This window comes from Pseudoalteromonas umbrosa, assembly GCF_030125375.1.
GTDB lineage: Bacteria > Pseudomonadota > Gammaproteobacteria > Enterobacterales > Alteromonadaceae > Pseudoalteromonas > Pseudoalteromonas umbrosa.
The window spans coordinates 68,997-91,677 of sequence record NZ_JASJUU010000008.1 but is presented as its reverse complement, the minus strand read 5'-3'; the positions used below and the strand labels follow the sequence as shown (position 1 = coordinate 91,677).

The following is a 22,681-nucleotide window of genomic DNA, read 5'->3' as shown; positions in this document are numbered from 1 at the left end:
GAGTAATGTCATTATCTCAAGCTGATTTAGATGAGTTAGATCTGGCGATAGCTAGCGCTGAATTGTCAGTAGAAATAGACGGTAAAAAAGTAACTTATCGTTCAATAGAAGAATTAAAAACTGCGCGCCGTCATGTAGCGAGGCTACTTGCCAAAAAAGCGGGTTATAAAGCGCACCCGCTAGGCCATAAAACTGTAACGCGATTATCTAGGAGGTTGTAATGAGTGGCAAAATCATTGGTTTAGATGGTCAGCCACTTATTAAAGCTTCAGCTTATGAAGGTGTCTCGCGCCGCGCGTCAACTAATTCATCTGTAATGGGGCCAAATCGTACGGTCGCTTCAGCAGGTAATACCTTAAGAAATCGCGCGCGCCATGGGTACCGCAACTCACTTTTGTTCAGAAGTGCAATAAATAAAAATGTCACCAGCGAAGTGGGTCGTGGCTTTACCCTACTATCAACATGCCAAGACAGCAACTTTGAAAAGGATATTAACAAACTCTGGAAGGTTGCAAGTAAGCAGCTCGATCCGTGGGGGAATTTCAGTTTTGGCGCAATTGTAAAAATTGCAGTACAAGCACGTCGCTTGAGTGGAGAAGTGTTTGTGCGTCGAGTAAACAGGCGAATTGATTCTGGTTTAAAGGTTCCTGTTCAAGTCGAGTTGTACGAATCGGAAATATGCCCAATGAATTACAATCGTCGCATAAGTAAAAGTAAGCGAATCATTCAAGGTGTTGAATTTCACGGTCGTGTCAAAGTTGCCTATTGGTTTTACCGCTCGCACCCTCAAGATGGGCTAGAGCCTGCAAGTTTAAATAACTTGGAGCGGGTTCCCGCTCGCGATGTGATACATCATTATTTTCCAGCCCGACCGAGTCAAGTGCGCGCAGAAATAGATGCTGCAGCGGCACTCGAAAAGGATCGTGATTTTAAAGAGTATGACTCTGCAGAGCTGACCCGTAAAAAGGAGCGCTCAGCATTTACAGGCTTTTTATATCGCGAAGAGATTGGAGATGAAGACGCTCAGTATGACAGTCAGACGGGTCAGGCGTTATACAGTGAAGCGGACATGGATCAATATGATGGTGTTGTGCGCTTAGAAGCTGGAACTATGTTGCGCGGTATGCGAGGCGAAAAGCTTGATTTATTCGACGGCGATAACACTGGACAGGGCTATAAGGACTGGGTTCGCTGGCAATCGCTTATGCTCGCAGCTGGTCAAGATGTACCGCATGCGCTATTGACCGGGGATTGGTCCGGATTAAATGATCGTTTAGTGCGAGCGTTTATGAATGAATATCGACGAGATATCAGCTTTGCTCAAACAAATCTCTCTGGTTTTCAATTGGCGCTAGGTATCTGGCGTTGGTTTATTGAAACTGCAATAACCACAGGTGCTGTGATGGCGCCAAATTACGCTCAAGACCAGTGGTTCTATTTGGCACTAGATATACGCCCGGATGCGTTTAAACACCTTCACCCAGAACAAGATATTAATGCACGCATCAAGGCTGTCAGTTCGCAACACTCAAACCTAGCGAGTGAAGCGGCAGAATATGGTCAAGACCTTACAGAGAATATGGAGCGAAACGCCCAAGCACTTAAAGAGTGGGAGAAGATTTGTGAAAAACACGGTGTTAAATCGACTGAATTAACAGGCTTATTTGCTGCATCTCGTGGAGGGAGTACAGAGTGAAAAAACAGCTCGCACTCAATTATTTAATGGCCCAGCCTTGGGCGCTAGATCAAAACACGCTAGGTGTTATTGGCGATATTGCGGCTCGTGATGATGTGTCGCTTGAGGGTTTTGACTTAAGCCCAATAACAGCTGTTTCAGCCAAATCAGGGAAGCCGTCTTCTTCAATTATGGAAATGCGCGAGGGTGGCGTTGCTGTTATTAATGTCAAAGGTGTGATCAGTCGCTATGCCAGCATGTTTGATGATATTTGCGGAGGCATCTCAACCGAGGCGTTAGCTAAAAATTTTAATGCTGCTCTAAATAACCCCAGTGTGAGTGGCATTGCAATGAACTTTGATTCACCTGGTGGAGATGCGAACGGCATCCACGAAGTTGCTGAAATGATTTATAACGCACGTGGCAAAAAGCCAGTTATAGGCTACGTGGGCGGCACAGGTGCATCGGCGATTTATTGGATAGCCAGTGCGTGTGGCGAGCTAGTAATAGATGCCACTGCCATGCTTGGTTCAGTCGGAGTAGTAATGACACTTGAGCGTACTAAGCCTGACGAAAACAGCAAGCGTGAGCGACTCGAAATCGTTTCAAGTCAAAGCCCAAATAAACGACTTGATGGATTTAGTGAAGAGGGGAAAAAGGCAAATCAACATATTGTCGATCAGCTTGGTGATGTTTTTGTTCAACGTGTTGCCCGAAATATGGGGGTTTCTACAAATCATGTGCTTGAGCATTTTGGAAAAGGCGGATCATTAGTTGGTCAGGAGGCCATAAATAACAAAATGGCGCATCGCCTTGGCTCACTTGAAAGCGTAATTAGCGAATTAAAAAACAATAAAGGTAAAAACTCTATGTCTGGTAATACAACAGCCTCAGAAGAAAGCACTGAATTTAATTTGGTGTTACCCAGTGCGGAGCAGGTGAGTGCTAGCGCCTTGCTTGAAGCATTAACTGAAAATCGGCCTGATGTAATTGAAGCGATTAATCCACCTCAAAAAATGGCGCTCGACGCCGTCTCTAAAGTCGTCAACATGTGTAATGAAGCTGATATGCCAGCAATGGCTACAAGCCTGTTAGTCAGCGGGGTACCGCTTGCCACAGCAAAAGCGCGAATTGAACAAGCCAAAGAGTTAAAGAATACGCTTTCTGCATCAGGCCTGCCTGATAGCTTTAACTCTTTATTGGCAAAAATAGATGACCCCGCCAAGCTGGTAGGTGCCGCTATTCATGAGGCTCGCGCGGAGTCAGATGAAACTACAGAAACCCCTCTCTCGCTCACTGAGTCGGGTGTAGCTAATCCGACATTAAATGCCAGAAAGATTTATCAAAAAAGAAAAGGTGTTTAGTCACTTTTCCGTTTTATTCCTGAACAAGGATGCAAATTATGCAAGCAGAAACAATTTTACCTCGCGCTAGCGTTCATGTTGCTAGTGATTTAGAGCACATTTCCAAAGACTCAATCACCGTTGTAGGCGGCCCTTATGTATCAGGCACTGTGTTGGCTGAGAAAGACGACGGCACCTACACCCAGCTAAATATCGATGCAAGTGCAGTGGAAGCAAATATGGCATCACGTATTTTATATGGTCACAAGCGTGATAAAGATGCGGGACAGTGCTTAGCTCATGCCCGAGTATGCTCGATGTATTCGTCTAAATTGACGTGGCCGGAGGGAATAACTCAAGAGCAGCTTGAGAGTGCAGAAAAGGCACTCACAAAAAATCACATAGTTTTGCGCTAGCAAGTGCACTTAACCCAAATTTTAAAATAGAGAGAAAAATATGGAAGTCGCTGAAGCTTTAGATACGGGCAGCTTTGAGTTAGTGAGGTTAACCAATGCAATCAACAACGTTGATGCGCCTAAAACTCGATTGGCTGAGTTAAATTTGTTTGAAGAGGACGGTGTAGACACAACGTCAATTAAAATTGAATACAAAGAGGGGATGATCCAACTTGTAACGGATGTGCCTCGTGGAGATGATGGTGAGCCTTTAGAAGATGACAAGCGTGCGCTCTATACATTCGATGCCGTGCATTTGCCTGTTCCGGCAAAGATAATGGCGGATGATATTAAGAATGTCCGAGCTTTTGGAGAAGAAAGTGAGCTTGAGCCTCTGCAAGAAAAAATTGACGAAAAGTTAATTGCGGCTCGAATGAGTATTGATGTAACTATTGAGTACCTTCGATTTGGTGCAATCTTCGGCAAAGTATATGGCAAAAAAGGGAATGTCATTGTCGATCTTTTTGATGTGTTCAAGATCAAAAAAGTTGATGGCGAGGATACAGTTGACTTTAACAAGCCGCTCAGAACGCAGTTGCTAGATGTGAAGCGTCACTCCGAAGATCACCAAAAAGGCATAAAAGCCACAGGGTATAGGGTGTTATGCCGTCGAGGTTTTTTCGATCAAATGCTCGAAAATGAAGACTTTTTCAAAGCTTTTGAGCGCCAAAATGACGGGCAAGCCCTACGTGATGATGTGCGCGCTGGGGTGTTTTGGCAAGGTGTTTATTGGGAAGAGTATAACGAAACGCTGGGTGAAAAAGACCCGATGCCTTCGGAGTATGGTGCCGTTATGATCCCGACCGGGAAGCGAGGTCTTTATCTAACAAAATTTGCCTACGCTAATTATACAGGTGCGGTAAACACTAAGGGCTTACCTTATTACACTAACTCAGAACCCATGAAAATGAACAAGGGCATTGAGCTAGAATCACAATCCAACCCGATAAATGTTTGCACTAGCCCTCTCGCTGTTCGCCGTATTAAGTTCACACCTAAAGCTGCCAAATGAGCCGGCTGGACAGGGCTGAAAAGCGATTAAGTCGAGCGGTTCTCAAGGCTTTTGGCGAATCACTCCAGCTCAAAACACTGTCAGGTGAGCGTAGGGAATTTAAAGGTACTTTCTCTGGTGAAGAAATCTTGCTCGATGAGCTAGAAACAACGGGGTACATTGTTAGTACCCCCATTAATCAATGGCAAGGTTCACACCCTCGCCGCAATAAAGCCACGATAACACGTATCAAAACAGGCGTTGAATACGATGTTTACAATGCCCGCGTGCGTGGTTCAGACCTCATTATTTCACTAATTGGATAGCATATGTCGCTCGATGCGCAGGTTCGTAAGCTTGAGAAAACACTCATGACACTCGATAACAACCAGGCGCGCAATGCGCGCAATCGAGCGCTTAACCGTAGCTCTAAGCGCTTAGCCACCTTGGTAAGTCGAGATACCGCCAAGACTGAGCGCTTAAAAGTAGGGTTAATTAAAAAGAAAATTCGCATTAGCCAGTATCGTGCAAAAGGTTTAGCTGTAGTGGTGATTGGTAGAACAGCGATACCAGCAATTAAAATCGGTGCAGCTCGCAGTCAAGTAAAACGCCGCAAAGGTAAAAACCTCATTAGCCAAGCAAAGCGCGGTGAGCGAGGTCGGTTTGCCAAGCGAGAGCACGCTGGGAACACTGCTATTAAAGTTGGTCGCCATACTTTTAATAATGCTTTTTTACAGCGTTTGGAGTCTGGTCGTTGGCACATTATGCAGCGGACGTCAGACAGTCGTTACCCTATCGATATCGCTAAAGTACCCATACAGCAGTCAATCACTACAGCAGCGACAAAATACAGCAAAAACATCATTGACGAATATTTGCCAACAATATTAATCAAAGACATGAACTACCGTATCAACAAGCTACTGAGTTAATTATGAACAATAAAAAGCTGCGCCATGCTGTAGCCGAACTTCTTAAATCCGTCACGCTAAATGGTGCGCCATTATTCGACTCTGAGAGTGTATACCCTTGCCATCTAAGTCGCATAAATGAAGGGGATAATTTACCTGTGGCGTGCGTGTACGTCGATGGTGGTGAGGTGGAGAGTTTGCATAGCATAGACCAAGACGAGGTCACGTTAATAATACAAGTCTATGACATTGCAAAGCTAAATATTGATGATCGCCTGGATGAATTTTTAATCTCAATCAGGCAGGCAATAAAAGCAAATCATACGCTCGGTGGAAGCGTCGATGAATTGCTATTAAACAAATATGAGTATGACAAGGATGATTCAAGCAGTCTTGGTACGCTCACTCTAATATTAAACGCAACATTCGAGACATAATATGGCAATCAAGAATAGAGAAATTAAGTTTTTACGACATGACGGTGCCGCATTCGCGCTGGTCGGTAATATCACTGATATTGATGGTTTAACACCAACGCGCGAAGTTGAAGAAAGTACTCATTACGGTGTAGAGAGTAGCTCTGATGATGCTGACTCTAAAACGTACGAGCGAGGTTTGTTTGACGGCGGCGAAGTCGCGGTAAAAGTGAAGTACAAAGTCACTGGTAATGAAGGTGCGCAAGCGATGGAAAACGAATTTTATGATGCCGGTGAAGGTAAAGCCGACTATCAAATTCAATTGCCAAAAACGGGAAATCCCACGCGCGAATTTACGGGTATTGTCACCAGTTGCAGTGAGCCGATGACCGCAGGCGAAGACGTAATGCAAGAGTTTAAAATCAAAATCTCAGGCAAGATTAGGAGAGGTACTTGGTCATGAACTTAAGAGAGCAAGTTAAGAAAGCAGCTGCCTTAAAAACTAAAACTGTGAAGCTGCCAAATGGCGACGTTGAAGTCTCAGAAATGGACGCTAAAGGCCGTATAGTTACTAAAGAGCTAATTACTGAAATCTGCAAAAGGCAGGAAGACAGCACAATTTCACAAGGCCACTACACATTTTATCAAGCGATGGTAGTTAGTCTCGGTTTACGCGAAAACGGTGAGTTAGTTTACGATCACAAAAACAAAGAGGACATTGACGAGCTGGTCAATCTTGGTGGTGATTCTCTGATTACGTTACAAGAGGCTATTTTAGAATTAAGCGGGTTTAGCGCTGAAAAAAAGTAAATCCGCTGGTTGAAGCCCCACACTTAATGGAAGCCATGCGTGTGGCTTTTTTATTTCAGCGACCTGACTATGATGAGTTTTTTGACGAGCTATCATCAACACAGTTGCAAATGTGGCTAGATTATTTCGACTTAGAGCCGGCGGGCTTTAGATTATTTGATACGCACTTTTCACAACTCAACACGAGCGTTATTAACTCTACTTGTAACTTCAAGCAAACATTCAAAAAGGCAGACTTTTCTTTGGCTCACAGACCTGAGAAATCAGTCGATGACTTAATTGCCAGCATTGAGAAAATGTAATGTCAAAAAAATCAGTCTCAGACTTAATTGTAAAACTTAAAGCTGACAGCAGTGAGTATAGTGCAGGCATTCGCGCAGCCATTAACGACAGCAATCAGTTTGCTCGACGTGCCAGCGCATCTATGACCACAACAAAAAGCTCGGTCACGGCGCTAACGGGGGCAATTGCAGGTCTTGGGTTGGGTCTAAGCGGTGCTGCAATTGGAATGATTAGCCTAGTGGCTGATAATGCAGCGGCGGTGGTCGAGATGGATCGCATGGCGCAAAGCCTAGAAGTGAATACTACGCGCTTTGATAAAATGGCCTTTGCTGCACGACAGTATGGCGTTGATCAAGAAGAGTTTGCCCAGCTTTTATCAGATACCAGCGAACGCATTACCGAGCTTGTCACCATCGGAACAGGTGAAGCGCTCGACATGTTTGAGCAATTAAACATCAGCGTCGATGAGTTTAAAAGCTTAAAGCCTGATGAGATGTTTCTCAAAATGATGGAGTCACTAAGTGCGCTCAGCTCACAGCAAGAGCGTAACTTATACTTGCAACAAATAGGTGGTGATGCAGCGCAAGCACTCAGCGAAATAGCTGAAGATGGAGCTGCTAGCTTTATTGAGCTAGCCGAAAGCATGGATCAATATGGCGGCGCTTTATCTGAGTCGGCCATTGTCGAATCTAAAGAGCTAAATGAGCAACTTAGGCGCATAAGTGAAACTGGTGGTATAACATTGCGTAACTCACTGGTTTCGCTCACGCCGGTAGTAAAAGAGCTCGGAGAGTACTTTGCTGATTGGTCCAAGGAAGTGTCTCATATATTCGACACGATGCGTGATAACCCGCTAACCGATTTAGGGTTGGCAGATAAAATCACCGATGACCAAAATGAAATCGCATCACTCACAAAAGAACTTGAGCGATTGCAAGAGAAAAAGAAATTTGGCTTTGATTGGGGGTACTTTGCCACCAATCAAGACGCTATAAAACAAGTTGAGGAAAAGTTAGCGTCGCTAAATAAGCGATTAGAAAGTAATTTAGCAACGTATCAAAAGCAAGTGTTTGGCCGTGAAATTACGGGTGAAGATATCCCGGACACCACGCCTGATGAAAGTACAGTAAAAGGTCAGGGGGGCGAGGGGGCGGTAGGCACTGGATTTGTTAAACCAGTAGGAGTTGCAACAGATGTTAACTCTGATCAAGCCGCAAAAAACTTAGAGCGCTTACGTGCTCATTTGGCAACCAGACTTGAAGTTGAGCAAGCTGCTTTTGCTCGGAGTGTTGAGTGGTTAGAGCAAGCTAAAGACGCCGAACTCATAACTGACACTGAGTACAAGCAGCTCGAAATACAGCTTGAACTTAGTCATGAGCAGCGTAAAGCGCAGATTGAAGAAGCTGCGGAAGCACAGCGTATTGCGCGAATTAATGAAGCAAGGCAGCTAGAAGATCAAAGCCGTCGCGATAAATACGCTCAGGAAATAGCTGAGTTACAGGGGTTTTTAGATCGCAAATCAGCAATGGAAGCTGAGCACGAAGATCGAAAGCGTAATATACAGTTGCGCGGAACGGGTCAATATGGGCAAATGGTAAAGGAGTTTGTCGAATTTGACCGCGCCAGCGGTGCACAACGTTTGAACATTGCGACAAGCATTGGTAAGAGCATTACCGCAGAGGCAGCTACCCACAGCAAAAAAGCATTTAGATTGCATCAGATGATGTCTATCGGTAATGCAATGATAAGTACATTCACTGCTGCAACTAAAGCGCTTGAGCTTGGCCCCATCATTGGGCCTATTGCAGCGGCAGCTATTACCACGATGGGTATTGCCAATGTAGCACAAATAAAAAGCCAACCCATGCCACAAGGTATGGCTCACGAGGGTATCGAGCACATACCAAGAGAGGGTACTTGGCTGCTTGATAAAGGTGAGCGCGTCTATACAAACCAAAGCGCTAAGCGCTTGGATAGAATGGCAGATCAAGTTGCGGGCATGGCTAACCAAGAGGGGCGTACTGCGGGAAGATCCCCCGTAAACTTGCAGTTTAACATTGATAGTGTCGATCACTCATGGGTCGATGCTTGGTACTCCGAAAAATTCCCCGACATCTTGCGTGACATTCAGGGGTACATAGATTTCCCAAATTAAACTCGAAGGAGACGTATGCATTTTCCTACGCACTTACTCGACCCACAAAAACTCTCAATAACAGCTAAATCCAAAACGCAACTTGACCCCTCTCACGCAGGTCCTGAGTATGCGAACCAGTTGGGTGATCCGCATAAGTGGGAGTTGTCCCTTACTACGGTCCCTCTGGTATATGCAAAGACTATGGAGCTTTTCGCATTTGCAAATACGTTAGGAGGGAGATTCAAATACTTCAGGCTGCCAAACCCCTTCCCAGCCATTGGAAAAGGTCTAGGTGATGATTGCAGGGCTAAAGATGGGGCGTATGCAATGGCAACCAGCATTAGTGTAATTGGGGCAACACAGAGCTTAGTTGACGCACTAATGCCAGGTGATTTTATAAGTTTTATTGGGCACGAAAAGGCGTATATGGTCACTGAGCCTGTCACAATTAATAGCCTTGGGCATGCAATTGTGCGCTTTAGTCCTTCTCTTCGAAAAGCTGTCGGTGCTGGGGAGAAAATACATAGCTGCGACGGCGTGAGCTTTAATGTCGCATTGAAGACGGATCTTTTAAAGCTGGACCTAGTAGCAACTAAATATCGAAATTCATTTGTGCTGCAACTAAGTGAGCGATTACATGATTGAGTTAAGAGAGAATCTCGCGGAGCTGCTTACACGGGAGTTTCGCCTAGCCCATTTGGTAACAATTGAGCTAGATGAGGTGAGTATCTACCTCACAGATGCAGGGCATGATGTCACTTATGGGGGGGTGGTATACCAAAGCGGCATGCTCCGAAAAGTACCGGCCATTGAGGTCAATGGCGAGGTGCGCGTTGGTGAGGTGTCGTTGCAACTTAGTGCCGTAACGGGTGAAACGACAGCGTTGTTCTATCAACACGGATGGATGAACAGAAAGCTTACTATACAGCGAGCTTACTTTGAGCCTGACATGACTGCGGTCGGGGCCGTGAAGTTGTACGAGGGATTTTTGACGGGTAAAAGTGGGGAAGAGTCCTTGGAAAAGGCATCTTTGACACTGAAAGTTGCAAGCGTCTGGGCTGATTTTTCAGCCGTTCGCGGGCGCAGAACAAATCTAAAAAGCCAACAAATGCACCACCCTGACGATTTTGGTTTTGAATTTTGCGGCACTGTCCAGCTTGATATGGACTGGGGTCAGAAAAGCAAAAGCACTCCCAGCAATAGCGGTGGGGGTGCGGCAGGTGGCGGGCGACGACCTGGTGAAATCCCGGTGCAACCTCACTAATTATTATTTGGAGATTATATGTCATTCTTTGATGGTCTTGGCGAGCTGCTTTTTGGCTGGGCTATGCCTTCACCTGCGCCTGTTCAAAAACCTGAACCTAGAGGGGTTGAGGTTTCGAAGCCAGCGAGTGACGACTCGCTACGCGTTATTTACGGAAAGCGCAAATTAGAGAAGGGAACCATTGTATTCAAAGCAACGAGTGATCACGATGAAGATGACACACCCAATGACTTGTTGCACCTGATTGTGGTTTGGGGCGAAGCTGTAACGAGCATTGGTGAGATTTACCTAGGTGATTACCCAATTTCTGACGAGCGCTTCAAGCAAGGTGGTGTTTGGGCTCATGCTGTAAATTTCCCCAGAGGGATGAGTGGTTACAGTGATCCGCTTTTGAAGTCGGCGGGTTTTGACCCGATAAGTAAGAAGCATCGGCTAGAGGGGGTTGCTTGTAGTTACGTGCGCCTTGAGTGGATCCAAGGGGAAGACAATCCGTTTAACGGCGAGCCGAGAGTGAGCGCTTTGATCACTGAAGGGCGGGCAGTTGAAAATCTCATAACTGGCTCGGGTTACCACGCCAGCAGCAACCCGGCAGAATGTTTGTATGATTATCTGCGCAACCCATTATTCAGTAAGGGCTTAAGTGACGTCCATTTGCTTAGAGATTGGTTTGTTCATGCGGCGAAGGTGTGCAACACCCTTGTACCTACACACAAGGGCTCAGATGAGGAAAAATGCTTATTTACGTGTAACGTTATCATTGATACCTCAAAACCTGTTCGTGAAAACGTAAAAATCCTGCTTGGTGCAATGCGTGGTTACCTCCCCATTGTGAACGGTAAGCTTATGCCTGTGATCGAGCAAGATGATGAGCGAGCCTTATCGATCACTCAAGGGTTAATACGCGGGACCTTGAAATACAAGGAAAGCAGTAAAGATAAGCGTTACAACAGGGTGATTGTTGAGTACAGCGATGAAGATGTTAAGTACTCGATGCAGCAAGCGATTTACCCAGAGCCAGACAGTGAATTATTTGCAGAGTGGTTAGCCGCAGATAACGGCGTTTTGCTTGAGCACACGGTAAAGTTCGATACGATCACAAACTACTATGAAGCTCGACAGATGGCGCGCGTTCTAGCGATGCTTAGTCGGGAGTCATTAACCTGTGAGATTGAAGTTGCCCCGATTGCACTTCGCTACATTTGTGGTGATGTAATCCCTATTTCTCATGAAAAAATGGGGTGGGAAGAGAAGCCTTTTAGACTACTTAAATCTAAAATGCTACCAGATGGCTGGTACAGGCTAACACTGCGAGAGCATCAACCCTACATCTACAACTGGCTAAGCGATAACGTTAGACCACCTATACCTGATACATCATTGCCTGATCCTGTTAATGTGGTTGCCCCAACAAATTTTCAGGCGGTACCAGGTGAAGATGGAAAAGCGTTTATAACATGGCAATCGCGGTATAAATCATTTGAGATAAATGTCTTCAAAAATGATCTGCGATTCGCGACTTACACGTCTGTCTTACCTGAATTCGTTATTCAAGATTTGAGCTCTGGGAGCTACAGGATCGATGTAAGGGCGCAGTCTGGTTTAGGATTTAGGTCGAAGTGGGTTACATTTACTTTTGACATATCGCAACCCACTCAACCAAGAGTTACAATAGATAGCCGCAGTTACAATACGTTATCATTTAAAGCAACACTTACCCGTGCAGGTCTCGGCACCGTTTTTGAGTGGCAAAGGCTTGGTCCAACGGGAGAGAGTCCGCAGCCCTCGACAATTGCGCAGGGCCATGTTTACACAACGACTGGCCTACAACCCGAAACGTCCTACGACTTTCAGGTACGCGCTAAAAACCCTGCTGGTCATAGTTCATGGTATGAATTTAGCGCTAGTACAACTGAAAGTGATCTGCTTGAACACATTGAGCGCATCCCACTCACAAAATTGAGTGATGAAGCTCAGAATCTCATTAATGATCTAAATACACAGGTGGATAGACTTCGCCCTGAAACTGAGGGCAACCTCCCGTCGATTGTTGCTAAAAACATTGAGCAGATACAGGGCTTAGAAGACATCACTAAGGTACTAGATAGCTCAGTCGTTAATGGTATTCCTGCGCAAATTGCGCTGAATAAAATCAAACTCGATGAAACCGCATTAACCGTTACTGACATGCAAAAAAGCGTCTTTGATGTCACAGCCGGTTATACGAATTTTAGGAGTGAGTATGAGCGACGTACTTTAAACAATGAACGTCTAATTGATGCCGCCGTATTTGTCGATGCTGAGTCGGGCACCATTGTGAATCGTGCGTTTTCTTATACAGACACGCAATTCAGTGAAGCGGTTTCTTTGGTCGATGGTGCTCACGCGCGCATCAATTTCGAGTCCCGTCGCATAAAACAGACTGAAGAAAAGCTCATTGATACCACAGCACAAATCGAGCTGCAGGCAGGCCAAATTACACAGCGCACGACCCATAGCGAAGTTGACGCTCATATTGCAGGGGCCATCGCAGCGCTGACGCCAGCCTACAGCTGGCAGTTTAACAGCAGTGCAGAAGGCTTTACAGGGTTTGAAAGTCATCATGCGTTGGGTTATCTAGTGTGTAAAAACACATTAAATAGCCCTGCCATTTCATTGGATACCGTCGATAACCCCATGTTTAGAGTGCGCGTGCGTAAACATCAAAACAGTACCTGGCTTGGACATATCCAATTCAATAATGGCGAGCTGTTTTTACCAGAGCCGAGTAGTTTTGATTGGGAGGTCATTCAAGTAGACGCGACAGGTACTGCAGGCTATAGCGGTATTATCACTTGGCTTCAGTTTTCACTGGGCCACTGCGATATCGACTTTATTGAAATCGGTAAGCGTGGCGCAAACGATTTAGCACTCAATGACATTACCAGTCGAACCTCCACCATCGAACAAGAGCTAGATGCGGGCAATGGCCGTATGGCTCAATATGCAACTACCGCGTGGGTCTCAAGCTTAGGCTATCAAACCCAAAGCAACGTACAAACACTCATAGATTCATTTAACACGCAATACAGTATCAGCGCAGTGTTGCAACAACTCAACGACAATGATGTCATCATCAAAGCGAACGCGGCGCAAACTTGGATAGATGGTGCGAATTCAACGATACGCAGCCAAGTCATTGGCTATTTAAACGAAGAAGACGGCATAAACCAAAAGCTCGCCACCGCCGAGCAAAACATAGATGCGCTGGCTGGCGAAATTCAGCAGTCAGTCACGCAAATCCAAGGAATACAGCTTGATTTAGCCGACAAGAATTTAAATGAAGTTTTAGACGCATACAATCAGTTGTTACGCGATAGCGCATTAGCAGAGCAGTCTGTTACCCTGGCTCATGCCAATGATAAGTTATCCGCTGTGACGGATGAAATGAGCGCAATCGCTTCGCAATCGACAAAGCTCATTGCATTGCACAATCAAAGTGCCGCAAGTGTTGACACTCTGGGCAAAGCCTTTGCTAATGAGCGCCAAGCAAGCTCTGAGCGCACTGAAACACTGCGTGCTGAAATTACCAAAGAGAACCAAAAGGCAATTGCTGAAGCCAAGGGTTTTACCCGCGCAATCACTGGGTATTGCGTAGATAGCGATGGTAATCGTGTTGATATTGAAGATGCTACCGCCTGTGAATTAGCTGGCCATACGTGGGTAGATGGTCCTGTGGTTGAGCGCTCAATGAACTTGGCAACGCTAATGGTCGATAGCCGAGGCTACCAAACATCCAGCCAAGTAAATCAAGCTATTTCAACCTTCGATGCTGTCTACGGTATTACAGCTGCACTGCAATCATTTTACGATAACGGCACACTTGAAAAAGCCAATGCCGCTGAGCGATTCATAGCAGGCGCAGCTGGTTACATCAAAGACCGAATCACGGTGTTTAATGCCCAGCAAGATGGTGTGGACGAAAAGTTCTCGAACGTATCTAATAAGCTCGATGCTATTCAAGGCGAGATAAACCGTAATATCGTACAAGCTCAAGGTTTGCAGCTAGCAGACGATGCAAAGAGCCTCAATGAGGTTATCACCGCTTATAACGCCCTACTTCAAAACAACGAGTTGCAGCAATTAGACATCAAACTTGCCTTGTCCCAAGACCAGTTAAAAGCGACAACCAATGAGCTAGAAAGTGTTGCAAGCTACACAATGGAGCTGGGTGCAATACATCAGCAAAACAGTGCAATTATCACGTCTGTCGCCAAAGCATTTGCTAACGAACGACAAGCCTCGGTATTGCGGGATGAACGCTTCGCGGCTTTCACGCAATCTACAAAAGCTTCGTTTAGTGATGTAACTGAAGCTGTTGCTGACATAGACCAAGCAAACTTGGTGCGCGACCAAGTATTCACTGCGTTTGCAGCTAACACTGAGGCAGCTTTTCAAGAAACTACTGAGCTTATTTCCAACCTTGATTCAGCTATGGCTAGCCAACGCCAAGACTTGGTTGCCAAAATAGAACAAGGCGATACGACTACTTTAGCTAGCGCCATTACTTATACGCGTGCTGCCGTTGGATACTGCATCGATGCGCAAGGGAATATCACGAACGAAACCGATGCCACTTTATGTGTGGCGGCGGGTCATAGCTGGGTAGATGGCCCTCTCGCTGAATTTATCCGTAAGCTACAAGTTGAAAACGCTAGCGGTGAGAAAGCGAGCATTTCTGATATTCGCCAGGCGTTTGAAACACAGGACGGCAGACTGATCGCACGCGGCGGCTTCTTGATAAACAACCAAGGTCGGGCAACAGGTGTGGTCGGTTTAAATGATGGGCAAATCGGAAATCTCGATTTAGTCGGCGATGTAATCCGCCAAGGCGTCATGGTTGGAGAGGCATTCGTCCCTACATCCTACATTGATAACCGCGACCCCGTTAACCCTGTCCATGTCTTTCGCGGGCGATTGGAGTTAGGCAATTTTACTATTGAGTCTGAAGGCGATATTCGTGGCCTTGACGGTGCTGATGGCCTGCCTGGTGCAAAAGGTGATAAGGGAGATAAAGGAGACAAAGGGGATAGGGGCTCGAATGGAACCAAGGGGGACAAGGGTGATAAAGGAGATAAAGGAGATAAAGGAGATAAAGGAGATAAAGGAGATAAAGGCAACATTGGTCTCAATGGCTTGCGGGGGGCTGGACGCTTCACTGCTCCGACAACATCGGGAGTCTGGTCCGATGCAGATGCACACGCAGCATGCACAGGAGGTCGAGCTGTTTTTTATGATGTGGTCACTTTGTATAAACGGGACGACCCCCGGATTCAAACAACAAAATCTTGGATAGGCGGGACTTGGCAAGCTTTTGAGCTGCGCGTACACGGCAATCAACTTGTAGAAGGTACGGTGGTAGCGAACGAGTTAGCTGCTGCAAAAGGGACCTTTTCTGGCCGCCTAGAAATCATATCTAACGAGCAAGACATGGATGCGTTTAGCATTCAGTCGGGAAGGCTTGGTAGGGCTGGTTTCATAAGCAATACGGCTGAGTCAGTAAACGCTACCCCTTTGATGCTCATGAGTAGTCACGGCACTGCCCTCGAGGCGCTTGGTGGAAAGCATGCAATCTACGCAAAAGTGCGAGAGGGCACTGCGATTAAAGTAGATGCTTACGAGCATGACACTACGGCACTCTGGACTCGATTAAAACTATACGCAGGTGGAGGCTACAAACCTTTTACCGGGGTTCATGAAGGATTGCTTTCTAAGGGTATTCGATTAACACCAGGCGACATCGTTTATGATGCGCAGATAGTAAATATCTCGGACATATCCAATGCAATTTTTGAGATGCAACCGTCAACCCAAGCCAAGCAGAGAGGTGTTAGGGGGGTGTATATAGGGCGAAAGCCACTAACAAGCGAGAACCTGCCCGCCGGTCTGCAAGGCTTTAATGGATCGTTGCGCTTCAACGAGTACAAACATACACACGACGTAATCGAACTCAACGCGCTCGGAGAGGGGGTTATTAATGTGTGCGGACAAAATGGAGATGTGGAGGTTGATGATTACCTCTGTTCCAGCGACGTACCCGGTAAAGCAATGAGGCAAGACGATCAGGAATTCGAGCGAAAATACACAATCGCACAGGCGCGTCACCGGGTGACATTTACATCACCAGATCAAATTAAAAAAGTTGCAGTAATTTACTTACGAGGATAATGAGATGACTTGGTTCAACTCTGCAAATTCTAACGCTACAAGCGGTAGCAATGTTATAAAAATCAATGACAATCAGAGCGTTGCGAACGTTAGAGCAAACGACGCACTGGTTTTGGGTTCGTTTGCCCCCGTTGAAATATCGAACGCATATGCTACTACGCATGGCACATTTATTGAGCTCAAAAAGCCGTGGCCAAACGCCACTCAAAGCCAAGTGCCTTGTGTTGTTTTGCCCACATCAGGTGATTTTAATACCGCTGTTTCTGCGTTGAATAGCGCATCAAAGATGGTCAATGACAATTATAAATCAATGGTTGATTGGCAAACAAAAACAGGGACCGTGCAATTCAGAGATTTAGAGGGGAATACGCAAACAGTCAAAACACTACGGCAAATGCAAAGTGAAATCGACATCTCTAACCCTTTCCCCTGGGCTATGCGGAAGGTTGAATTTGAAGCGCGTAGACAGCAAAATTTAGAAAGATATACTGCTAGTGGCTTTGTTAACCATGGCTTACATATCGATGCTAATGTAAATCCTGCTGTTGGTAATGGATTATGGACATGGCCAGGCTCACCCAACCAAATGTCCATCGGAGTTGCCGAAACTGACTCTGGGGGTCAAGGCAAGTCACGAACCAAGCATGCAACTTTGAATGTGTCAGGTGTGCTTTTTGATTTGAAGCGAATATGTCATGTCAATTACGTTTTTTTAAAACTTCCACCAACTGAAGACGGTACACGTACATACGATAGCGATACAGGAATAACAGTCACTCACAGTTCTTCTGCAATAGCATTTGCAAGTGAAAATGGCACTAACAAAGTAGTTACCGATCCGGTAAATATGTGGGGTTTTGAGGCTTTCTTGCGTGAGATAAACGACGACGACCCTTTCGTTTATGCGAATGGGTTAATTCAAAGTCGTGCGACTAATATTGATGGTGTAACAACTACAGATGATACAATTCGACCGAACTCTTACTTTTCCTGGTACAGCGGTGATGAAACAAGTAGAGGGCGCGGCGTGAACTGGCAAATAGCTAGTGAAGCTCAGCGAATGCGAATTGGTAGCAATCCCGAAAATCTCATTTATTTTGATGATTTGAATGGTAAATTTTACCAGTGGTGCATTCGGGGCTGTAGCTACACCGGTGTCGGAAATGGCGACTGGGATTTTATTGATTCAACAGTTGCAATACCCTTATCGCAAAAGGCGGGAAATGGCACAAGAGTACCAGTTCAAGGAAGTGGAAATACACCCCAAGAAACAAGGACTGGAGCTAGATTCTTCGCATCATCTGCTTTGCACGCTCATAACCCAAAGTCTCGAAGAGGAATATTTACCGCAAAAACAGATGATGACTGTTTTTTTATTGTTTGCGGCACAGTGTCTCGTCTAAATACTGGAATTTACCATCCATCTCATAACCCGCTTGGCTCTTCACTGCCTAGGGATGGAGAAACCTACGACCAAACAAGCGTTGCACTTACAAATAAAGCGGACTGCTTTGAGCAAGCGAATATACTTACTGGTTCTGGTGCGATAGCTAGCGGAAAAAGTGGCCGACCCGATGGGCGGTTTTATGATGCTATTTATGAGGATGGTGAAGGCGGGGTGTGTCGAGATATGCGTTATAACTCGCAAAGTTTAACAGCTGAAGAGATCGCAGAAACGGATTTGCAAGTTAAGCTCGGGCATTATCGAGGGATTGAACAGCCCCTTTTTGTAAGATTCCTTACAGCGCAGCCGTTTTATTATGGAAGCTCGAACACAAGTAATTTGTACTTCAGAGCCGGACAGAACAATACAGGGGATCTTATTAATTTTGAGAGCCTAGGCTTTAAAGTAGGTAGTAGCGTTATTATTCACCAGCCCGCCACAAATTACGTAGGGTATGGTTCGCTACATGAAGTCGCGGGTCATATCGAGCTGAGAAGTAATAGAAGTAACATCATCGATAAGCTGCCGGGCAGCTATTCAGGTCAGCTCAATAAAACAGATCCGTGTTATATTATGAAGGCAGATCCAATGCCTTCCTTAGCTGGTGAGTTCTGCCACACCGATGTTGCCGTGACTGACCCTGCAACAGTTTTGCAGTGCTCCGCTCTTAGGGGTGGCTGGATTGGTTCGTGGGTACCCACTCGTTCAAATGGAGCACCTAAAAAAATACATTGGTCACGCCCTGTTGGTCGTGGTGAGGTAAGTATTACGGGTAATTTGGGGGCTTCTTGGGTGGCGGGTGATGCGGCTTTATGGTTTGGCGATATTGATAACAACAGCTCACTACCCGTCACTGTCAGTGAGGGGCAAATTATCATGGCAACTTATAAAACAGCCGCAGCTATGACAGAGCAAACCGAGAAATCAAAGGTTTTTGGTGCCGCAAAAGGGGTTGGGGGTGTCTGTGTGGTGGGGGCGCATAATAAACTTGCTTTCAGCTTGTGTGAGCAACTACCTGAGCAGAGTCAGCCAATTAGGTCTCGCAGCTTTCAAGTAAGCGGTTTTGAGTTTAGTGAAGATTCAAAAATTGAGTCAGTTCAACACCCTCAGTTCAATCTCGCAGGGGCTGCATCCGATGTTGCAATAAAGGTACTTAATTACACTATTGAACAGAATGGGCAGTTATTCATAGGTTACGAATACGAGAGCATAAACCATGACGGAAATCGCTGGCTAGACAGTGGAGAGATGAGTTTTGATGGAAATTCATCAAATGCTAACCGTGTGTCGAAGGGCTCTTCAATACTCACAGAGGCGATAGGCTGGGTTTAAGCCCCCAGCACTTACTCACACACAACACCATCACCATCTCTATCGCTCATATATGGGTAAGCAATGTGTGACTTTCTCACCGGTGCTATATTGTGTTTGCGAGCTTCTGCACATGTAATACGCCCATTCTTGTTATCATCATACAGTGCTAGGGCATCCTGATTGTTATCATCTTTTTGGGGAGCAGATTCAGAACTGTTATCAGCAAAGAAGATCATCTCGGTACTTGTGCAAGTAGCAAGTTCTGTGTCTAATCTGGCTGCTTCTGCAATATCTATAGATAAAGAGTACTTTCTACGCACTTCTATTATTCGATTAGCGAACCAGCATTTATTCTTTGCTGGCATCCATTCTGCGGCATCTTTACCGCACTTTCCAGTTAAACTGCACCTATTTACACGAGGGGCGGCTAAAGTTAGGTTAAGCAAATCCGATGCAAACGCTTTCTTTACTGATAGTGGGGCAGCACACAGGCCGCTATCGTGCGCTTCTGATGTTGCAATTATATGCTCTATATCTGTTTCAGTATCTGATTCAAAATATGAGCCTGTATATGGGCCGTAAATTAGTCCACCCATTGATGCAACAATCTCGTCTTCAACCGATTGAGAGTAGGGGTATTGTGTTTTCTTGTCGTAAGGAGAGCATCTATTCTCAGGCTCAACAATTAAGCCTCTCCATGTGTCTGAGTTAGCAATAGCGTTAAAGGTAAGCAGTGAGCTAGATAAACATATAACTGTAAGTGCTTTTAACATATTTCTATTCCTTTAATTGAAAGCAGGATAAGCTTATAGTCGATTTATTACTCTTCTTGTATTTTTAGGTCGCGGCATTAGTAACTAGATATTTTTTAATTTTCCTTTTGTGCCGACAGCTTTGATTTTAATTTAACCTGTTCTGAACTGGGTGATAATACCTGATTCTCGTAGAAGCTTAGACGGTAATAGCTAAATATCGTAGACACTATTACAGTAATTAAAGCCAAGACAGACACCACAAACGCTTTTCTTGATTGAGATAAGGAGGCCTCATGTCTGCGCTTGTTGTCCTCATGCTCTTGAAGCTTCAAAACTGTTTCTAAACCCTTAGAAGTCAATGTGTACTTATAAGCTAAATATGTATCGTCTTTGATATCTTTAGGTGATTTTTCCTCTATATTTACTAATTCTAAGGATGCTGCGCGGTCCATCACCACATGAATGTGGTGATACACAGAAGACAAATAGGCCCTCTCACAATTGGTTTTTTTCACATCAATGTTGCAAGCTTTCAAAAAAGATAACGGCTCCTCAACTACTAACTGAACTAGTAGTACATCTGCCTTAATTGTTTCATAAATAGCGTCAGATATTTGAGTTTGGGGAACAACAACATTACCTCTATCAAACAGGGTGCTTATAGCTTCCTTCCAGCAATTACCACTTTTAGACTCTCCAACGAAATTAAAGATAGAATTACTCACCATATAACTCCTTTTACCCCAAAGCTTGAGAAAAGCAAACTCAACGTATATTCCAAAATCATAGGTTAATCGAGCACCAAAAACTAGCAAGACTGATCTGGTCGGTTATACAACACGTCTATTCAGTTTTGATTAAAAAATGATTTTGTAATTTTAACTTATTACTTTCTTGTGGTTGTTGTGTAATATTATATTCAATTAAACGTTAACCAGGTGCTGGTTATGACGAATAAGGAGAATAAATGGAAATTGAAACTAGAATATGGGAACAAGCAGGAAGATTTGTAGATTCCGCCAATACGCTGCAGGAAGGAGGAAACCTCATTCCAGCATGTGTTAACGCAGCACTAGCAATTGAGCTTATGTTTAAATCAATATTAAGTGAAAAAGAGTGCTTTGATGATGACTTTGCAAGGGCAGGCTACCCTAAAAAGGTAGGCGGACACATTTTAAGCAAGCTATTTATAAAAATAAAAGAAGAATACAGAACTGATATTAAAGATCTTTACCACGCGAAAGTAGGGGTAGACCTTACAGTGGAGCTGGAACAATATAATAACTATTTCATGGCTGGTCGATATTTTTATGAGCAGGGTGCAGGTTCTCTATCAACTGGTGTGATTAATACGGCAATAAAGCTACAAGAAGTTATAAAGTTAGTGCATGAAAGGTATGCGCCAAAAGTGTTTAAACCTAGTGATTTGGGTCTGAGTATTCACTTTGAAAAAAATGACAAAGCGACTAAATGAATCATGCATAACAAGCTGAAATTAAGCTGATGTTTTTGCCTAAATTTTGGTTTCGAGTACTGCTAATAGTTGCTTTGACGGGATAACGAAGTATGAAGATAAGCCATAAGAATAAAGTCAAGCAAAAATACAAGCGTCAACATAATAGAAGACTTGGCCCAACCGCATGCCTAATTGATGGTAGCGCAATAGAAGTTGTGAATACTACCCTGACAATTGTAAGTGGACTGGTTGCTGTACCACATATCCCTAGCTCTTACCGAAAGCTTAAGAATGGCATCCGCAGAAATGTTATAGGGCGCTTTCTCAACGACTCAAAAAATGCATGCAAAATATTGGAAGGTGGAAAAGCTTGTAATGCTTCTACAAAACTAATTGAAATTACATTGAAAGGAGAGAGGCCACTCTTTGCACGACTGTGCAGTGAAAACCCCGCTCATTTAGTAGATTCGAATGGTACGCGAATTAAGCTTAATAACTTGAGCGAAAGACAGAAAAAAGAGCTGTTTTCATAAATTGGAAGATAGAATATGACTAACAAAAAAACTTTTGAAGAAGATGCTGGCAATATTATTTTAGGGGCATTTTCAGCTATACAAAACGCTCAATCTTTTTGTGAAGAGGCTCAAATTCTTCATGATCATAAAAAGTATGCGAGAGCATATGTGTTATCACATTTTGCTAGAGAAGAGTGTGGAAAAGCCATGATGTTGGCACGTGCAGCTATTGAAATTGACTTAGGTGTAAAAGTAAACTGGAAAAAGCTTAAGAAGCGGCTTAGATGTCATAAGCAAAAGATTATTAATGACAATTTCTTGTCACGCTTAGTACTGCACGGTGTTGAAGCTTCTGCTACCAAAAAAAACGACTCTGATTTGCTTCAATATGAGCACGTATTTTCTACCGTAAAAGCAAGAAATGATAAGAAAAATGAAAGTTTATACGTCAATTATAAAGATGGTCAGTTTGTTTCTCCTTCTGATTCAATCAGCGAGAGGCAATCTCAGCGAAATTTAGAACTAGCATCATTTAGAAGTGCATTGCTTGTTCCTCTTCTAAAGCCTTATGCAGAGAAATTCTCAGGTGTAGATTTCGGAAAAGATAAGCACCCTTTGGAAGATTTCTTAAAGGCGGCTTTACCTGGTTTCTTGGGAGAGACACTTAACCTCTCAAAGAAAATTTTGAATGAAAAAAAACCGTGATATT

The 22,681-nt window shown here is 44.5% G+C and carries 21 protein-coding genes; 19 read left to right on the top strand and 2 right to left on the bottom strand.

Annotated elements, in window-relative coordinates:
* The first annotated feature begins 5 nt into the window (after positions 1 to 5).
* The 16 genes from QNM16_RS21585 to QNM16_RS21510 are packed head-to-tail and all read left to right on the top strand — an operon-like array spanning position 6 to position 19,264.
* Positions 6 to 221: a phage head-tail joining protein gene (locus QNM16_RS21585; protein ID WP_284022350.1), complete on the top strand. Its 216-nt coding sequence runs from the start codon at positions 6 to 8 to the stop codon at positions 219 to 221.
* Complete coding sequence (locus QNM16_RS21580; protein ID WP_284022349.1) at positions 221 to 1,696, top strand: phage portal protein; 1,476 nt, start codon at positions 221 to 223, stop codon at positions 1,694 to 1,696. The genes QNM16_RS21585 and QNM16_RS21580 overlap by 1 nt, the downstream gene beginning before the upstream one ends.
* Positions 1,693 to 3,039, top strand: a complete 1,347-nt coding sequence (locus tag QNM16_RS21575; RefSeq protein WP_284022348.1) for a S49 family peptidase — start codon at positions 1,693 to 1,695, stop codon at positions 3,037 to 3,039. Before QNM16_RS21580 ends, QNM16_RS21575 begins: the two co-directional genes overlap by 4 nt.
* Before the next feature lie 38 nt (positions 3,040 to 3,077).
* A complete protein-coding gene (locus QNM16_RS21570) occupies positions 3,078 to 3,434 on the top strand; it encodes a head decoration protein (RefSeq protein WP_284022347.1) in 357 nt (118 codons plus the stop codon).
* Positions 3,435 to 3,474: 40 nt separating this feature from the next.
* A complete protein-coding gene (locus QNM16_RS21565; RefSeq protein WP_284022346.1) occupies positions 3,475 to 4,485 on the top strand; it encodes a major capsid protein in 1,011 nt (336 codons plus the stop codon).
* The gene (locus QNM16_RS21560; RefSeq protein ID WP_284022345.1) at positions 4,482 to 4,790 is read left to right on the top strand and encodes a hypothetical protein; all 309 of its coding nucleotides are present in this window, start codon (positions 4,482 to 4,484) and stop codon (positions 4,788 to 4,790) included. The genes QNM16_RS21565 and QNM16_RS21560 overlap by 4 nt, the downstream gene beginning before the upstream one ends.
* Before the next feature lie 3 nt (positions 4,791 to 4,793).
* On the top strand, positions 4,794 to 5,396 hold the full coding sequence (locus QNM16_RS21555) for a phage tail protein (protein WP_284022344.1): 603 nt from the start codon (positions 4,794 to 4,796) through the stop codon (positions 5,394 to 5,396).
* A gap of 2 nt (positions 5,397 to 5,398) precedes the next feature.
* Positions 5,399 to 5,812, top strand: coding sequence for a phage tail terminator protein (gene gpU, locus QNM16_RS21550; protein WP_284022343.1), 414 nt, complete (start codon positions 5,399 to 5,401; stop codon positions 5,810 to 5,812).
* Position 5,813: 1 nt separating this feature from the next.
* Positions 5,814 to 6,254 carry a phage tail tube protein gene (locus QNM16_RS21545; protein ID WP_284022342.1) on the top strand — a complete coding sequence of 147 codons (441 nt, stop codon included), beginning with the start codon at positions 5,814 to 5,816 and terminating at the stop codon, positions 6,252 to 6,254.
* Entirely contained in the window at positions 6,251 to 6,601 is a 351-nt protein-coding gene (locus QNM16_RS21540) for a hypothetical protein (RefSeq protein WP_284022341.1), read from the top strand. The genes QNM16_RS21545 and QNM16_RS21540 overlap by 4 nt, the downstream gene beginning before the upstream one ends.
* Positions 6,602 to 6,642: 41 nt before the next feature.
* On the top strand, positions 6,643 to 6,903 hold the full coding sequence (locus QNM16_RS21535; RefSeq protein ID WP_284022340.1) for a phage tail assembly protein T: 261 nt from the start codon (positions 6,643 to 6,645) through the stop codon (positions 6,901 to 6,903).
* On the top strand, positions 6,903 to 9,038 hold the full coding sequence (locus tag QNM16_RS21530) for a hypothetical protein (RefSeq protein ID WP_284022339.1): 2,136 nt from the start codon (positions 6,903 to 6,905) through the stop codon (positions 9,036 to 9,038). Before QNM16_RS21535 ends, QNM16_RS21530 begins: the two co-directional genes overlap by 1 nt.
* A 15-nt stretch (positions 9,039 to 9,053) precedes the next feature.
* Entirely contained in the window at positions 9,054 to 9,665 is a 612-nt protein-coding gene (locus QNM16_RS21525; protein WP_284022338.1) for a hypothetical protein, read from the top strand.
* Positions 9,646 to 10,284, top strand: coding sequence for a baseplate hub domain-containing protein (locus tag QNM16_RS21520; protein WP_284022337.1), 639 nt, complete (start codon positions 9,646 to 9,648; stop codon positions 10,282 to 10,284). The genes QNM16_RS21525 and QNM16_RS21520 overlap by 20 nt, the downstream gene beginning before the upstream one ends.
* An 18-nt stretch (positions 10,285 to 10,302) precedes the next feature.
* Positions 10,303 to 16,488 (top strand): hypothetical protein, encoded by a 6,186-nt coding sequence (locus QNM16_RS21515; RefSeq protein WP_284022336.1) that lies wholly within the window; start codon positions 10,303 to 10,305, stop codon positions 16,486 to 16,488.
* 4 nt (positions 16,489 to 16,492) lie between these two features.
* A complete protein-coding gene (locus QNM16_RS21510) occupies positions 16,493 to 19,264 on the top strand; it encodes a hypothetical protein (RefSeq protein ID WP_284022335.1) in 2,772 nt (923 codons plus the stop codon).
* An 11-nt stretch (positions 19,265 to 19,275) separates the two neighbouring features.
* Here QNM16_RS21510 and QNM16_RS21505 read toward each other — a convergent pair whose 3' ends face one another.
* Positions 19,276 to 20,019, bottom strand: coding sequence for an excalibur calcium-binding domain-containing protein (locus tag QNM16_RS21505; protein ID WP_284022334.1), 744 nt, complete (start codon positions 20,017 to 20,019; stop codon positions 19,276 to 19,278).
* A 95-nt stretch (positions 20,020 to 20,114) separates the two neighbouring features.
* Entirely contained in the window at positions 20,115 to 20,729 is a 615-nt protein-coding gene (locus QNM16_RS21500) for a hypothetical protein (RefSeq protein WP_284022333.1), read from the bottom strand.
* A 239-nt stretch (positions 20,730 to 20,968) separates the two neighbouring features.
* Here QNM16_RS21500 and QNM16_RS21495 point away from each other — a divergent pair, with 239 nt between their 5' ends.
* The 3 genes from QNM16_RS21495 to QNM16_RS21485 all read left to right on the top strand — a co-directional run bounded on the left by QNM16_RS21495 (position 20,969) and on the right by QNM16_RS21485 (position 22,677).
* Complete coding sequence (locus QNM16_RS21495) at positions 20,969 to 21,475, top strand: hypothetical protein (protein WP_284022332.1); 507 nt, start codon at positions 20,969 to 20,971, stop codon at positions 21,473 to 21,475.
* Between the two features lie 92 nt (positions 21,476 to 21,567).
* A complete protein-coding gene (locus QNM16_RS21490; RefSeq protein WP_284022331.1) occupies positions 21,568 to 21,990 on the top strand; it encodes a hypothetical protein in 423 nt (140 codons plus the stop codon).
* A 15-nt stretch (positions 21,991 to 22,005) separates the two neighbouring features.
* Positions 22,006 to 22,677 carry an AbiV family abortive infection protein gene (locus tag QNM16_RS21485; protein WP_284022330.1) on the top strand — a complete coding sequence of 224 codons (672 nt, stop codon included), beginning with the start codon at positions 22,006 to 22,008 and terminating at the stop codon, positions 22,675 to 22,677.
* Positions 22,678 to 22,681 lie beyond the last annotated feature (4 nt).

What these genes read in the sequence shown, in the direction of transcription:
- QNM16_RS21525 (WP_284022338.1), top strand. Translation starts at nt 9,054, where the DNA reads ATGCATTTTCCTACGCACTTACTCGACCCACAAAAACTCTCAATAACA.
- QNM16_RS21545 (WP_284022342.1), top strand. Translation starts at nt 5,814, where the DNA reads ATGGCAATCAAGAATAGAGAAATTAAGTTTTTACGACATGACGGTGCC.
- QNM16_RS21585 (WP_284022350.1), top strand. Translation starts at nt 6, where the DNA reads ATGTCATTATCTCAAGCTGATTTAGATGAGTTAGATCTGGCGATAGCT.
- QNM16_RS21560 (WP_284022345.1), top strand. Translation starts at nt 4,482, where the DNA reads ATGAGCCGGCTGGACAGGGCTGAAAAGCGATTAAGTCGAGCGGTTCTC.
- QNM16_RS21505 (WP_284022334.1), bottom strand. Translation starts at nt 20,019, where the DNA reads ATGTTAAAAGCACTTACAGTTATATGTTTATCTAGCTCACTGCTTACC.
- QNM16_RS21500 (WP_284022333.1), bottom strand. Translation starts at nt 20,729, where the DNA reads ATGGTGAGTAATTCTATCTTTAATTTCGTTGGAGAGTCTAAAAGTGGT.
- QNM16_RS21515 (WP_284022336.1), top strand. Translation starts at nt 10,303, where the DNA reads ATGTCATTCTTTGATGGTCTTGGCGAGCTGCTTTTTGGCTGGGCTATG.
- gpU (WP_284022343.1), top strand. Translation starts at nt 5,399, where the DNA reads ATGAACAATAAAAAGCTGCGCCATGCTGTAGCCGAACTTCTTAAATCC.
- QNM16_RS21565 (WP_284022346.1), top strand. Translation starts at nt 3,475, where the DNA reads ATGGAAGTCGCTGAAGCTTTAGATACGGGCAGCTTTGAGTTAGTGAGG.
- QNM16_RS21490 (WP_284022331.1), top strand. Translation starts at nt 21,568, where the DNA reads ATGAAGATAAGCCATAAGAATAAAGTCAAGCAAAAATACAAGCGTCAA.
- QNM16_RS21530 (WP_284022339.1), top strand. Translation starts at nt 6,903, where the DNA reads ATGTCAAAAAAATCAGTCTCAGACTTAATTGTAAAACTTAAAGCTGAC.
- QNM16_RS21510 (WP_284022335.1), top strand. Translation starts at nt 16,493, where the DNA reads ATGACTTGGTTCAACTCTGCAAATTCTAACGCTACAAGCGGTAGCAAT.
- QNM16_RS21540 (WP_284022341.1), top strand. Translation starts at nt 6,251, where the DNA reads ATGAACTTAAGAGAGCAAGTTAAGAAAGCAGCTGCCTTAAAAACTAAA.
- QNM16_RS21485 (WP_284022330.1), top strand. Translation starts at nt 22,006, where the DNA reads ATGACTAACAAAAAAACTTTTGAAGAAGATGCTGGCAATATTATTTTA.
- QNM16_RS21555 (WP_284022344.1), top strand. Translation starts at nt 4,794, where the DNA reads ATGTCGCTCGATGCGCAGGTTCGTAAGCTTGAGAAAACACTCATGACA.
- QNM16_RS21580 (WP_284022349.1), top strand. Translation starts at nt 221, where the DNA reads ATGAGTGGCAAAATCATTGGTTTAGATGGTCAGCCACTTATTAAAGCT.
- QNM16_RS21495 (WP_284022332.1), top strand. Translation starts at nt 20,969, where the DNA reads ATGGAAATTGAAACTAGAATATGGGAACAAGCAGGAAGATTTGTAGAT.
- QNM16_RS21570 (WP_284022347.1), top strand. Translation starts at nt 3,078, where the DNA reads ATGCAAGCAGAAACAATTTTACCTCGCGCTAGCGTTCATGTTGCTAGT.